Source organism: Lysinibacillus sp. NPDC093210 (assembly GCF_044753985.1).
Taxonomy (GTDB): Bacteria; Bacillota; Bacilli; order Bacillales_A; family Planococcaceae; genus Lysinibacillus.
This window is the reverse complement of sequence record NZ_JBIVOE010000004.1, coordinates 158990-172950: the sequence shown is the minus strand read 5'-3', so window position 1 is coordinate 172950 and position 13961 is coordinate 158990. Positions and strand designations below refer to the sequence as shown.

The following is a 13961-nucleotide window of genomic DNA, read 5'->3' as shown; positions in this document are numbered from 1 at the left end:
AACTGTCGTCTGAAAGAAATCCGCTATGGCAAATTGGATATTAGGGGGAAATGGGAATGAACTTTGAACTAACGAAAGAGCAAGCGATGATTCGAGACATGGTACGTGATTTTGCAGAGAAAGAGATTAAACCTTATGCTCGTGAAGTCGACGAGACATCAACAATGAGAATAGAAAGCTTTGAAAAAATGGCAGAGCTAGGCTTATTGGGTATCCCGTTTCCTGAGGAATATGGTGGTTCTGGAGGAGATACGGTTTCCTATGCAATTGCTGTTGAGGAAATTGGGCGTGCTTGCGGTGGTACAGGTTTAAGCTATGCAGCAGCAGTGAGCTTAGGCGCGGCTCCAATTTATAACTTTGGAACGGAAGAGCAAAAGCGTGAATGGCTTGTACCTTTGGCAAAGGGAGAAACATTAGGTGCTTTCGGTTTAACGGAGCCAAATGCAGGATCTGATGCTGGCGGAACACGTACAACAGCGGTAGTTGATGGTGATGATTACGTTATTAACGGTGAAAAATGCTGGATTACAAATGCAGGCCATGCACGCCAAATTATTGTTACAGCAGTAACAGGCAAACGTGAAGATGGCAAAAAAATCATCTCATCAATTATTGTGCCAACAAATACGCCTGGTGTCACAATTAATTGTAATTACGACAAAATGGGTGTACGTGGTTCCAACACATGTGAAATTATTTTGCAAAATGTTCGCGTTCCAAAAACGAATCTATTAGGGGACGAAAAACGTGGATTCAGCCAATTTTTAAATACGTTAGATGGTGGACGTATTTCCATAGCGGCTTTATCAGTCGGCATTGCACAGTCTGCCTATGAAAAAGCATTAAAGTTTGCGAATGAACGAGAGCAATTTGGAGCACCAATCTCCAAGTTACAAGCAATACAGTTTAAATTAGCGGATATGGCAATGGAAATAGAGCTTGCTCGTACACTAGTACATAAAGCAGCATGGCTTAAAGACCAGAAAAAACCATTTGCTAAGGAAGCAGCTATGGCGAAATTATTCGCCTCTGAGATGGGCTTCCGAACTTGCAATCAAGCCATTCAAATTCATGGTGGTTCAGGTTATATGAAGGAATATGATGTAGAGCGTCATTTACGTGACATTAAATTAATGGAAATCGGTGAAGGAACATCTGAAATTCAACGTCTCGTTATTTCTCGTCTAATTGGCTGTTAAAAACATTATATAGCATATTTAAGGGGGATTTTCATGGCAGAACTTGTGTATCAAACAATTGGTCAATTGCTCGATGAACAGTCTAAAAAATATCCTAAAAATGAAGCGCTAGTGTATGCAGATAGAGACTTACGTATGACTTATGAGGAGTTAAATCATCAAAGTCGTTTAGTTGCGAGAGGATTAATGGCCCTTGGTATTGAAAAGGGAGATCATATCGCAGTGTGGACGACAAATGTTCCTGAATGGGTACAGTTACAGTTTGGCACAGGAAAGATGGGGGCGCCAATCGTTACTGTAAACACAAATTATCGCGCGCATGAATTGGAATATTTACTAAGACAATCCGATGCTAAAACGATAATTTTAATCGAAAATTATCGAGACCATTCTTTTATAAATACACTCCAAGAAATTTGCCCGGAGCTTGAAAATTGTGAACCTGGTAAATTGCAATCGGAGCGACTACCTCTATTGAAAAATGTTATTTTAATTGGCGAAACAAAATATCCGGGAGTACTTAACTGGTCTGATGTACTAGCAGCTGCTGAGCAAGTTACTGAGCAACAATTAGATCAAATACAAGCTTCACTCCATTATGATGAAGTCATTAATATTCAATATACTTCAGGGACAACGGGGTTTCCAAAAGGGGTTATGTTAACACATTATAACTTAGTCAATAATGCGGTTAACATTGCAGAATGTATGCGCTTAACATCAGAAGACCGCTTATGTATTCCAGTACCATTTTTCCATTGCTTTGGCTGTGTCATCGGTACATTAGCCATTACTACAAGTGGCGGAACAATGGTACCGGTGCAAGAATTCTCCCCTGCGGAAGTGTTACGAACAGTTGAAAAAGAGAAGTGTACTGCATTACATGGCGTACCAACAATGTTTATAAGTGAGCTGAATTTGCAGAATTTTGCGTCATACGACTTATCGACATTGCGTACTGGCGTAATGGCAGGTTCTAACTGTCCTATTGAAGTTATGAAAGCTGTGATTGAGAAAATGGGGATGACTGACGTAACAATCTGTTATGGTCAAACTGAATCTTCGCCTGTCATTACACAAACGAGAGCAGATGATCCATTCCATTTAAAAGTCGAGACTGTAGGTAGAGCATTACCTAATCTAGAAGTTAAAATTGTCGTTCCAGGTACAGATGTAGAAGCTGCAACAAATGAGCAAGGTGAGCTATGTACAAGAGGCTACCATGTGATGAAAGGTTACTATAACAATCCTGAGGAAACACAACTTGCAATCGATCACGATGCCTGGCTTCATACTGGTGATTTGGCCACGATGGATGAAGAAGGATATGTGAGAGTAACAGGCCGTTTGAAGGATATGATTATTCGCGGTGGTGAAAATTTATATCCACGTGAAATTGAAGAGTTTTTATATACGTTTCCAAAAATTGCAGATGTACAGGTAGCGGGTGTTCCTGATCCTAAGTACGGTGAAGAAGCTGCTGCATGGATTATATTGCGAGAAGGGGAACAGGCGACAGAAGAGGAAATTCGAGCTTTTTGCCGAGATAAAATTTCTAAACATAAAATTCCGCGACATATGTTCTTTATCGATAGCTACCCAATGACTGCTTCAGGAAAAGTGCAGAAGTTTAAACTACGCGAAGATTTTGTAGCAGCAGCGAAAGTGAATTAGGGAGGGGGCAAGACAATGTTTAAGAAAGTATTAATTGCAAATCGTGGTGAAATTGCTAGACGTATTATTCGCACATGTAAGCGACTTAATATTCAAACGGTTGCGGTATATTCGGAGGCGGATGCTGAAAGTTTACATGTCAAAGATGCTGACGAGGCATACTGCGTTGGTAAGCCGCCTGTTGTTCAAAGCTATTTAAATATTGAGCGCATTCTTGAAATTGCAAAAGAAAGCGGGGCTGACGCTGTACATCCAGGATACGGCTTACTTTCGGAAAACGCTGATTTTGCAAAACGTTGTACAGACGCTGGTCTAGTATTTATTGGACCTAGTGATACAGTAATTGCGTCTATGGGAAGTAAATTGGAAGCTCGAAAGACGATGAAATCTGCAGGTGTGCCGATTGTAGAAGGTGTTGAAACGCCTATCAAGGATGTTTCAGAAGCAGTTGAAATCGCTTCACGTTTAGGTTACCCCATTATGCTGAAAGCCTCCGCTGGTGGTGGTGGCATTGGCATGCAACTCGTGTCAGATGCTGAGGAGTTAGAGAAAGCATTTGAGGGTAATCAGAAGCGTGCACAATCATTTTTTGGTGATGGCACGATGTACATGGAACGTTTCATAGTCAATCCACATCATGTAGAAGTACAGATTATCGCGGATTATGAGGGCAATGTCGTTCCGTTATTTGAACGAGAATGTTCAATTCAACGACGCAATCAAAAAGTGGTGGAGGAGGCGCCATCTCCATTTATCTCTGAGGAAACGCGAGCACGAATGCTAGAAGCTTCTGTGCAAGCGGTGAAGCATATCGGTTATGTAAATGCAGGAACGATAGAGTATTTAGTAGATGCAGAGCAAAATTTCTATTTCTTAGAGATGAACACGCGCTTACAAGTAGAGCATCCAGTAACGGAAGAAATAACGAAATTGGATCTTGTAGAAGAACAATTGAAAGTAGCGGCGAGACAGCCATTAAGCTTTACACGAGACAGCATTGACAAACAAGGGCATGCCATTGAGGTACGAATTTATGCAGAAAACCCTACAACGTTTTTCCCGTCTCCAGGCAAAATTACAGATCTTGTATTGCCGATAGGTGAGGGAATTCGACATGAATGTGGTGTAGAAGCAGGTTCAACTGTGACGCCATTCTATGATCCAATGATTAGCAAATTAGTAGTGTGGGGGGAAACGCGAGCAATTGCGTGTGAGCGTCTTATACAAGCATTGAAAGAATACAAAATTGAAGGAATTCAAACCAATATACCAATGCTTTTGAAAACTGTAACCCATGAGCAATTTTTAAAAGGGCATACAACAACGAAATTTGTCGAGGAATTTTATTTACCACAATTAACAGAAACAAAATAAGGATAAGTTCATAACATGGACATTCGTAGCAACGAGCTTATAAACAAAAGACTCGTGATTACGATCGATGTTTTCATACTGGGGGGCTTATGCAAAGCATATGCGAGTACGCATGCATTAAAAAATGAAAATATGTGTGTTGATTTGAGTGATACGTTTGTCACTTGAAACAAATACACCCAACTATTTGGAGGGATTTATATGGCAACAGTAAAAGCGAGCATGGCAGGAACAGTATGGAAAATCGTAGTGGCAGAAGGCGATAAAGTGACAGCAGGGCAAGATGTAGCAATTTTAGAGTCAATGAAAATGGAGATTCCGATTGCTGCAGAAGAGGACGGCGTTGTAACAAAAATTATTGCGAACGAAGGCGATTTCATTAACGTTGACGATGATATTTTAGAAATTGAATAGGGAGGCATTTCTATGCAATTACCAAAGCATGTTACGTTAAAGGAAGTTGGACCTCGTGATGGTTTGCAAAACGAAAAGGTACACATCGCTACTGCAGATAAAGTACAGCTGGTAAATTTACTTAGTCGGACGGGATTAAATTATATCGAAGTAACGTCTTTAGTCCATCCGAAGTGGATTCCTCAATTAGCAGATGCAGTAGAAGTGCTGCAAGCTATTAAGCGAGAAAAGGACATAACGTATGCGGCCCTTGTGCCAAACATGCGAGGACTAGAACGTGCATTGCTAGCGGGCATCGATGAAGCAAGCATTTTTATGTCTGCCAGTGAAAGCCATAATCAAAAAAATATCAATAAAACGATCCACGATACATTTCCAATAATGAAGGAAGTCGTTGAAGGAGCAAAGGCCGCAAATAAACATGTACGTGGTTATATCTCAACGGTAATTGGTTGCCCTTATGAGGGTTACATACACCCAGAAAAGGTTTTACAAGTAACAGATAAATTATTGGAAATGGGCGTTGATGAAATATCGTTAGGAGATACAATCGGCGTTGGAGTACCGACGCAGGTTGAGCATCTTTTAGAAGAGCTGTTAAAGCGATATCCGGCTGAAAAATTTGCGATGCATTTCCATGATACGCGTGGTACAGCGCTTGCCAATATTATGAAATCATTAGAAATGGGTATTACAAAATTTGATAGTGCACTCGGTGGCCTAGGCGGTTGTCCTTATGCGAAAGGAGCAACAGGTAATGTAGCTACAGAGGATTTGTTGTATCTATTAGAAGGAATGGGCATCGAAACAGGCGTTAATATGCAAAGGCTGTTAGAAGCGGTACTATTTATAGAACAAAAGCTAGGTAAGGACGTTGCGTCTAAACAAATGGCCATTGTTCGTAATGAAGGGAGTGCTAATGTCACGTGACACAACAACTCGTTCAGTTTGATTTGTTACCAGGTAATATAGGGCTCATTACACTTTTTAGACCGGAAGCTGCAAATGCCATGTCAGTACAATTATTAAACGACCTTAGTGCTACGCTAGATAAAATAAATGCTGATCCAGCAGTGCGTGTTGTTTTACTAACAGGTGCAGGGGAAAAGGCATTTTGTGCAGGAGCAGATTTAAAAGAGCGTAAAGGGATGTCCGATCAACAAGTAAAGCAAATTGTGCATTTAATCGGAGCAACGATTGCAAAAGTAGAGTCATTAGCTCAACCTGTTATTGCTGTTTTAAACGGCGTTGCATTTGGGGGAGGACTAGAACTCGCTTTAGCTTGCGATTTACGCATAGCAGCTACACATATCAAAGTAGGTCTTACTGAAACCTCACTTGGAATTATCCCAGGCGCAGGTGGGACACAACGCTTACCGCGACTTATTGGAATTGGAAAAGCGAAGGAACTAATTTATACAGCACGTCGAATCGATGCCGAGGAAGCGAAACACCTTGGTATTGTGGAATATGTATATGAGGGGCATGAAGTGCAAGAAAGAGCGCAACAGCTTGCACGTGAAATGGCGAAAAATGCGCCGCTATCATTAATTCAGGCGAAAAACGCCATTAATAATGGTGTTGAAGTAGATTTAGCTACAGGTTTGAAAATCGAATCACTTGCATATAGTGCACTTATTCCAACTGAAGATCGCTTAGAGGGCTTACAAGCTTTCCAAGAAAAGAGAGCACCGCAATACTCAGGAAAGTAATGGACTGCAAAGGGGGAATTGGACATGAGCAATATATCCACAGAAAATACATCAAATGCGATGAAGGAACAAATTTTAGCAGGGGGTCTGCCGAAATATCACGATAAAAATGCACAACAAGGCAAGCTATTTGTCCGAGAGCGACTAGAATTATTATTAGATGATGGTCTTCAATCTGAAGATGGACTATATGCAAACTGTTTAGCAGGTGATTTACCAGCAGATGGCGTTATTACAGGTATCGGTAAAATCCATGGTCGTACAGTATGTGTTTTAGCCAATGATTCGACGATTAAAGCGGGATCTTGGGGAAAACGTACAGTGGAAAAAATGATTCGTATTCAAGAAACGGCGGAGAAGTTAAATTGTCCATTATTTTATTTAGTTGATTCAGCAGGTGCACGTATAACAGATCAGTTAGAGATGTTCCCTGGACGTCGTGGAGCAGGACGTATTTTCTACAATCAAGTAAAACTTTCTGGTAAAGTACCGCAAATTTGCTTATTGTTTGGTCCTTCTGCAGCGGGAGGCGCTTATATTCCTGCATTCTCTGATATTGTGGTGATGGTGGAAGGTAACGCATCCATGTATTTAGGGTCACCCCGGATGGCAGAAATGGTCATTGGTGAAAAGGTAGATTTAGAAACAATGGGTGGCGCTAAAATGCATTGCTCCGTTTCTGGTTGTGGTGATGTTCTTGTAAAAACAGAGCAGGAAGCTATTGCCTATGCACGCAAATATTTGAGCTATTTCCCGAATAACTATGCTGAGCGTAGTAAAGTGGAAGCACCGAAGCCACCTGCAACATTTGAAAAATCAATTGAAGAATTAATTCCTAAAAATCAAAACTCGCCTTTTGATATGTATCAATTAATAGATCGGTTGATTGATGAAGATTCTTTCTGTGAAGTAAAAAAATTATTTGCATCAGAATTAATAACTGGGCTTGGACGCATTAACGGGCAATCAGTTGGAATTATAGCTAACCAACCACGTGTTAAGGGCGGCGTATTGTTCCACGATTCAGCTGACAAAGCGGCAAAATTCATTTCATTATGTGATGCCTTTAATATTCCACTTATTTTCCTTGTAGACGTTCCAGGCTTTATGATTGGCACACAAGTTGAGAAGGCGGGCATTATTCGTCATGGCGCGAAGATGATTTTTGCAATGAGCGAGGCAACTGTACCAAAACTAACTGTAATTGTACGTAAGGCGTATGGTGCAGGGCTTTATGCAATGGCAGGTCCTGCTTTTGAGCCTGATTGCTGTATTGCGTTATCGAACGCACAAATAGCCGTAATGGGTCCAGAGGCAGCTGTAAATGCAGTATATGCCAATAAAATTGCCGAACTACCAAAAGAAGAACAAGCAAGCTTTATTGCGGAAAAACGAAAAGAATATCAAGAGGAAATTGACATTTATCGCTTAGCATCTGAGCTAATTATTGATGATGTCATTGAGCCAAATGATTTACGGAAGGCACTGGAAACACGTTTGGACTTGTATATGTCTAAATACTTGTTATTCTCTCAACGGAAGCATGGTGTAAATCCAGTATAAGAAGAAATACTTCATCAAAAAAATGCACCCAGTTTATGCTGGTGTGCATTTTTTGATATATTTCACCCCTTGCATGAGCACGGTCAGACATATTAAAATATGGGATGGATAAGAGGAAGTGGGTGAATTAGCATGGCAAAAAATAATATATCTAGTATACAAGGTGATGCCAAGCTACCATTACCATTTCGAGCGTGGATTGATACGTATTATTTGCAGCTTAAAGTAATAGGCTGGGTGTTTTTTAGTTTTTACACAATTATTGCCTTTTATAAATTAGTGATTAATCGTTTAGTTGATGTTTGTATTATGTTGTTCCGAGGCGATTATTCTTTAAATGAGATTGGTTTGTTTGATTATAGTAGCTGGCGAGTAACGACAAATTTTATACCGTTTGAGACGATTTTACGTTATATCAACTACTCACAATATTTTAATTTAGATTTGATTGTCGTAAACTTATTAGGCAATTTGTTAATATTTACACCGATGGGCTTTTTGTTACCACTACTGTCAAAGAAGTTTCGAAAGGCATGGGTTATTATTTGTATAGGTTTTTTCTCTAGCCTTGCTGTTGAAACCGTACAGTTTATTTTTACGGTTGGTTCTGCAGATGTTGATGACTTGATTTTAAATACGCTAGGCGCATGGTTTGGATACTTAGCTTATAAATGTGTGCTTATCATGCCCAAAAAACGATCGTAAAATTCGATTATAGAAGAAACAGTCCATTTATTAATGGGCTGTTTTTTTATTAGCTAAAAACACTATTTTACAAGTGTTTAATGTGATAAATTTTGATGAAAATGAATTAAAAAGTAATAAAGAAATGTAATAACAATAAAAACACTCTTATTAACAAGGTGTTTTTACCTATATAAAATTTTTTGTATTGTTTCTTTAGGAGGTTAGTAGTAATTTTTGCTTGAATTTAAGAGAGAAAATTCCGATAATAAAAGTAAAGAAACCGTTTAGTTTGAGTAAAAATAGTTAATAGAGAGTTGTTCATATTTACTATTAAACTTGCATATTAAAAAGAAAGTCGAGGTGATGGATATGAAACTATCAAACATGATAGAGCAAGAAAGACAATCCGCTCATTATAACCGTAAGAAAATCCTTCAGCGCAAAGAGGCTGGTGACGCTTATCGAAAAAATGCACAGTACTTTCAACCAGAAAAAAACCCAATATTGCTAGAGCTCGAAAATCTATTGTTAGGCCGCCAAGATCAAGATTTATATAAGCAACATAAAGAGGAATCTAAGGAAGTAACGCCACAGCAACAGGCGATGATTCATGATTTTCAACAAACTGAAAAAAGTGTAAGAGCTCATGAACAAGCATATAAAACAATCGGCAGTGATATTGGAGAATCGTCTTCTTCATCATGGCTAAAAGCATCAGATGACCGATTAGATGATTTGTCTGAAGCAAAAATTAATACGGATGATACTGAGGCCGTGGACACATTGCACATTTTACAGCAGGTTCGAAGTGCTGCTCTAACACCAACAGTTCCGTCTCCACAGGATTTACGTATAGTGGCTAGTGCAGAAGCTCAAATGCAACAAATTCAGGTGGATATCAATGGTATAGAGCTAGATGAAACAGTACTTAACGAGCTTGAACCGCCTTACGCTCCGGAAACAATTGATGTAAAGGTGCCAGAACGATTTTCAAAGGAATTGAATTTGGACCCATTTGCAGATACAATTTTCGGTAAGAGTTATGATGAGGCATTGAAAGCACGGACATTTAAAATAGCGTCTGCAAAATATGCTACGCATATTCAAATGGCAAAAAGCGGCTATCTATATGGAGACAACTCGACGTTTTCAATGACAGCTTAATGGTATAGATAGGGGATTTTAATTGTGGCAAAGGCGAAGCATACGAAAACAAATGCAATTAGACTATTAGAGCAACAAAAAATACAATTTGATGTTTTAGAATACGAGACAGGTGACGGTCAAGTAGATGGGGTGTCAGTAGCTGGGAAAATCGGGCATCCTGTATCTTCGGTATTTAAAACATTAGTGGCAAAGGCGAGCGCCCAAAAGCTTTTCGTTTTTGTCATACCAGTTGCGGAGGAGCTTGATTTAAAAGCTGCGGCTAAAGTCGTTGGTGAGAAAAAGATTGAGATGCTAGCAGTTAAGGAGCTACTTGGTTATACAGGCTATGTCCGTGGTGGATGCTCACCGGTCGGCATGAAAAAGCTGTATCCGACGGTTGTTGATGCATCTGCGCGTGCGCAAGGAAGTATTATTGTTAGTGCAGGGAAAATTGGTATGCAAATGCACGTTCAACTAGATGATTTACTTGCAGTGACTAAGGCACAACTTGCTCCAATCACAACTATCCAAGAGTAATCCTTGGGTAGTTTTTTTATTTGGGGAAATTTTATGTTCAGATTATTTTAATTATTAGCGAAAACTGAGCTTTCGAAGTAGAAATGATGATAAAGTTAAAGCAATATCATACATAGAGAGAAGGATAGTGAAATGCGAAAAGTCACAGGATGGCGCTGGGTGTTTTTTGTGGTGGGGATGATGATTATGTCATTAGGAATTACTATGTCAATCAAGGGGAAAATTGTAGGAACAAGCCCATGGGATGTGTTACATGTAGGGTTATTTCTAAATTTCGGCTTAACAATAGGAACTTGGTCCATTTTAACAGGACTTTTAATTGTAGTATCAACCTCGATTGTATTACGGCAGTGGCCCAAAATAGGTACATGGCTAAATATGCTACTTATCGGGTCATTTATTGATGTGTTTAATTGGCTGTTGCCTTCAACTGATATTTATAGTTTACAAATAACCTATTTTGTCCTAGGTTTATTTGTTTTAAGCTTCGGCTGTGGAATGTATATCGCACCAAATATGGGGGCAGGTCCACGTGATACTTTAATGATGATACTCGTTGAAAGGTTTGGAGGGACGATTAAAACAGCACGTATGGGCATTGAAGTTCTCGTGACCATTCTCGGATGGTTGCTCGGTGGCCCAGTCGGTGTTGGTACTGTCGTTATTGCATTAACATCTGGGTATATTGTGCAATTTTCCTTACCGTATTGTCGGAAAGTTTTAATGAAATGTATCGGAAGTATGGAGGGCATCAAACCATTTTAAGTGTTCATTTTAAGTGCCAGTCACTCAAACAATTCTGAATTGTGCTAGTAATATTTATTAATACCCCAGTAAAAATCCACGAAGACTCCTGCGGGAACGGCACAAAACGTAAGACGCAACAGGCGGCACGTTAGTGACGGTTGCGGCTTATATTGTGCCCGCGGAAAGCGAAGAGGATTTTTACGATGTAAGGAGCTTGTATTATGCCAGGTGTCTATGCCAAGTGCCAGGCACGCACACAATTAGTGCCAGTCACTCAAACAATTAGCCACCCCTTTCATCTTTTTATGTGATTGTTCATATAATGTCATGGCATAAAAAAAGGGGGAGCGACATTGAACGGAAATGTGACCTATTACTTTGGACACGCACTTACTGGGCAAGGAATTAAACATTTATATAAAGAAATGATGGATGAAGCGGAACTAGTTTACGTTCTGCAAGGCCCATCAACATATAAAGGATCAGAACTTCTGAAAGAGCTCGGCTATTATTATGTAAAACAGGGCTTTGCGGTTGAGTGGTTTCAACACGCTTTGTTAGAGAACGTAATAGAAGGGGTATTTATTCGAGGCTGTAATCGACTCTATGTTTGGTCTTCACAGTGGGGGATTGAACCAACTTTATTTGGTACGAAGCATCGTGTGCTGTCCTTTTATGATTGCTTAGAAGAAGACCGACTTGAAGAGATTGGCGAAAAGCTAGCTGTGGCAATAAAAGAGCGGGAATTGTGGCGCGAGAAGTGTATTACAATGCTTGAAATCGCAAAAAAAATACATGATGACTGGGAGATTGTTACGCAAAGCTGCATGAACTGGCAAGCGTTAGATGAACAAGTTACAAACTTAAAGTCGAATATTTTTCAATCCATCGTTTTAAATAAAACAGGCAGACGGACACATAGACTGTTAGGAACACTTACACCTCGAGGCGCAGAAAATACAGTAGATAGTATGACGAAAAATTTAGCGAGAAGATTGATGATAAAAGGCAAGCCGGGTACAGGCAAATCCTCATTAATGAAAGGATTGGCTGATGAGGCAAATGCAAGAGGGCTAGATGCACAAATTGTTTGGTGTGGCTTAGATGCTGGTTCAGTGGATATGGTCATCGTTCCAGAATTAAACTTTTGTATATTTGATAGTACAGAACCACATGTATTTGAACCACAGGATGGAAGATTAGGGGATGAAATTTTCGATATGGGGCAACATTGTATTTTGTCCGAGGAAGCAGAAGCAGAAATTGAAGAAATCCGCGTAAACTATAAAAGTGCAATGCAAGATGCCATCGGCTATGCGACGCGTTATGCAGAAGCGGAGAAAACAATTCGCCAGCTAATGGATCAATGTTTATCGACAGCAATTTGGCGTGAAAAAACGGCTCCTTTATTTGAAAGATTAGCAAAGTAATTTATTCTAATTGGTTGCTTATGCTACACTATGAGTAGACTAGTCGATCTTTATTCAATAGCTACTTGCTAAAGCGAAATTGATGCAAATGACCCCTTATTTGCATGGCTGTCAAAAGCAAGATGAATGAAGATAATGCCTCTGGCAAAAGCTTTGGATTTTGGATTGTAGGATGCATGCATAAATTAAAATCCGAATATTATGACGCCGAGACAAAACTAATCGTAGAAAGGATGATACTCTTGTCAAAAGTACTAAATGCATTTTTAGATGAAAACTTACAAGCCTTACGTGATCAAGGCTTATACAATGAAATTGACGCAGTAGAAGGCGCAAATGGGCCAGTTATTCAGGTTCGAGGTCAGAACCTTATTAATCTTTCCTCAAATAACTATCTCGGCTTAGCAACAAATGAGCAATTAAAGCAAATTGCTAAAGAAGCAACAGAAAAATATGGTGTGGGTGCAGGTGCTGTTCGTACAATTAACGGCACACTTGATCTACATGTTAAATTAGAAGAAAAGCTTGCAGAATTTAAAGGAACTGAAGCAGCCATTTCCTATCAATCAGGTTTTAACTGTAATATGGCTGCTATTTCAGCTGTTATGGATAAAAACGATGCAATTTTATCAGACCAATTAAACCATGCATCTATTATTGATGGATGCCGTTTATCGCGTGCAAAAATCATTGCGTACAATCACTCAGATATGGACGACTTACGCGCAAAAGCAAAAGAAGCTACAGAATCAGGTTTGTATAATAAAGTGATGGTCATTACAGATGGTGTCTTCTCAATGGATGGTGATATCGCCAAACTAACGGAAATCGTGGAAATTGCTAAAGAGTTTGATTTAATTACTTATGTCGATGATGCACATGGATCAGGTGTTACAGGCAAAGGGAAGGGCACTGTAAAACATTTCGGTCTAGAAAAAGAAATCGACTTCCAAATCGGTACACTTTCAAAGGCAATTGGTGTAGTCGGTGGTTATGTTGCCGGCAAGAAAAATCTGATTGACTGGTTGAAAGTCCGTTCTCGTCCATTTTTATTCTCAACAGCGTTACCGCCAGGTGATGTAGCTGCTATTACTGCAGCAGTACAAATGCTTATTGATTCAACAGAACTACATGATAAGCTATGGGACAATGGCGATTACTTAAAAGCAGGGTTAGCGAAATTAGGCTTTAATATCGGTGAATCTGAAACACCTATTACACCATGTATTATTGGTGATGAAAAGCTGACACAAGCGTTTTCGCGTCGATTATTTGAGGAAGGCGTTTATGCAAAATCAATCGTTTTCCCAACAGTTCCAAAAGGCACTGGCCGTGTTCGTAATATGCCGACAGCAGCTCATACAAAGGAAATGCTAGACAATGCATTGGCGATTTATGAAAAAGTAGGTCGTGAACTAGGCGTAATTCAATAAGGAATATAAGGCACTTTTTGTTCAAATTGAACAGGAAGTGCCTTC

General features: G+C 39.6%; 13 protein-coding genes. All 13 read left to right on the top strand.

Features of this window, described 5'->3' with window-relative positions; all coding sequences use genetic code 11:
* Positions 1–56: 56 nt before the first annotated feature.
* The 13 genes from ACIP9C_RS12255 (at position 57) to ACIP9C_RS12195 (ending at position 13916) form a co-directional block, all read left to right on the top strand.
* On the top strand, positions 57–1199 hold the full coding sequence (locus ACIP9C_RS12255; protein WP_401010957.1) for an acyl-CoA dehydrogenase: 1143 nt from the start codon (positions 57–59) through the stop codon (positions 1197–1199).
* A gap of 33 nt (positions 1200–1232) precedes the next feature.
* Positions 1233–2873: an AMP-binding protein gene (locus ACIP9C_RS12250; RefSeq protein WP_401010955.1), complete on the top strand. Its 1641-nt coding sequence runs from the start codon at positions 1233–1235 to the stop codon at positions 2871–2873.
* Positions 2874–2888: 15 nt separating this feature from the next.
* On the top strand, positions 2889–4247 hold the full coding sequence (locus ACIP9C_RS12245) for an acetyl-CoA carboxylase biotin carboxylase subunit (RefSeq protein ID WP_401010953.1): 1359 nt from the start codon (positions 2889–2891) through the stop codon (positions 4245–4247).
* A 201-nt stretch (positions 4248–4448) separates the two neighbouring features.
* Entirely contained in the window at positions 4449–4661 is a 213-nt protein-coding gene (locus tag ACIP9C_RS12240) for an acetyl-CoA carboxylase biotin carboxyl carrier protein subunit (RefSeq protein WP_139860471.1), read from the top strand.
* A gap of 12 nt (positions 4662–4673) precedes the next feature.
* Entirely contained in the window at positions 4674–5591 is a 918-nt protein-coding gene (locus ACIP9C_RS12235; protein ID WP_401010951.1) for a hydroxymethylglutaryl-CoA lyase, read from the top strand.
* Positions 5588–6373, top strand: a complete 786-nt coding sequence (locus ACIP9C_RS12230) for an enoyl-CoA hydratase (RefSeq protein WP_401010949.1) — start codon at positions 5588–5590, stop codon at positions 6371–6373. Before ACIP9C_RS12235 ends, ACIP9C_RS12230 begins: the two co-directional genes overlap by 4 nt.
* A 24-nt stretch (positions 6374–6397) precedes the next feature.
* Positions 6398–7936, top strand: a complete 1539-nt coding sequence (locus ACIP9C_RS12225; protein WP_401010947.1) for an acyl-CoA carboxylase subunit beta — start codon at positions 6398–6400, stop codon at positions 7934–7936.
* Between the two features lie 132 nt (positions 7937–8068).
* Positions 8069–8641 carry a VanZ family protein gene (locus ACIP9C_RS12220; RefSeq protein ID WP_401010945.1) on the top strand — a complete coding sequence of 191 codons (573 nt, stop codon included), beginning with the start codon at positions 8069–8071 and terminating at the stop codon, positions 8639–8641.
* A 351-nt stretch (positions 8642–8992) separates the two neighbouring features.
* Positions 8993–9787, top strand: coding sequence for a putative metalloprotease CJM1_0395 family protein (locus tag ACIP9C_RS12215; RefSeq protein WP_401010943.1), 795 nt, complete (start codon positions 8993–8995; stop codon positions 9785–9787).
* A gap of 24 nt (positions 9788–9811) precedes the next feature.
* The gene (gene ybaK, locus ACIP9C_RS12210) at positions 9812–10306 is read left to right on the top strand and encodes a Cys-tRNA(Pro) deacylase (RefSeq protein ID WP_401010941.1); all 495 of its coding nucleotides are present in this window, start codon (positions 9812–9814) and stop codon (positions 10304–10306) included.
* 132 nt (positions 10307–10438) lie between these two features.
* Positions 10439–11071 (top strand): YczE/YyaS/YitT family protein, encoded by a 633-nt coding sequence (locus ACIP9C_RS12205; protein WP_401010939.1) that lies wholly within the window; start codon positions 10439–10441, stop codon positions 11069–11071.
* Between the two features lie 335 nt (positions 11072–11406).
* Positions 11407–12483, top strand: a complete 1077-nt coding sequence (locus ACIP9C_RS12200) for a nucleotide kinase (protein ID WP_401010937.1) — start codon at positions 11407–11409, stop codon at positions 12481–12483.
* 233 nt (positions 12484–12716) lie between these two features.
* Complete coding sequence (locus ACIP9C_RS12195) at positions 12717–13916, top strand: glycine C-acetyltransferase (RefSeq protein WP_401011255.1); 1200 nt, start codon at positions 12717–12719, stop codon at positions 13914–13916.
* The last annotated feature ends 45 nt before the right edge of the window (positions 13917–13961 follow it).

Bases quoted from the DNA above. Each gene is read 5' to 3' on its own strand.
- ACIP9C_RS12235 (WP_401010951.1), top strand. From the start codon at position 4,674: ATGCAATTACCAAAGCATGTTACGTTAAAGGAAGTTGGACCTCGTGAT.
- ACIP9C_RS12240 (WP_139860471.1), top strand. From the start codon at position 4,449: ATGGCAACAGTAAAAGCGAGCATGGCAGGAACAGTATGGAAAATCGTA.
- ACIP9C_RS12220 (WP_401010945.1), top strand. From the start codon at position 8,069: ATGGCAAAAAATAATATATCTAGTATACAAGGTGATGCCAAGCTACCA.
- ACIP9C_RS12225 (WP_401010947.1), top strand. From the start codon at position 6,398: ATGAGCAATATATCCACAGAAAATACATCAAATGCGATGAAGGAACAA.
- ACIP9C_RS12215 (WP_401010943.1), top strand. From the start codon at position 8,993: ATGAAACTATCAAACATGATAGAGCAAGAAAGACAATCCGCTCATTAT.
- ACIP9C_RS12255 (WP_401010957.1), top strand. From the start codon at position 57: ATGAACTTTGAACTAACGAAAGAGCAAGCGATGATTCGAGACATGGTA.
- ACIP9C_RS12250 (WP_401010955.1), top strand. From the start codon at position 1,233: ATGGCAGAACTTGTGTATCAAACAATTGGTCAATTGCTCGATGAACAG.
- ACIP9C_RS12205 (WP_401010939.1), top strand. From the start codon at position 10,439: ATGCGAAAAGTCACAGGATGGCGCTGGGTGTTTTTTGTGGTGGGGATG.
- ACIP9C_RS12245 (WP_401010953.1), top strand. From the start codon at position 2,889: ATGTTTAAGAAAGTATTAATTGCAAATCGTGGTGAAATTGCTAGACGT.
- ACIP9C_RS12195 (WP_401011255.1), top strand. From the start codon at position 12,717: ATGATACTCTTGTCAAAAGTACTAAATGCATTTTTAGATGAAAACTTA.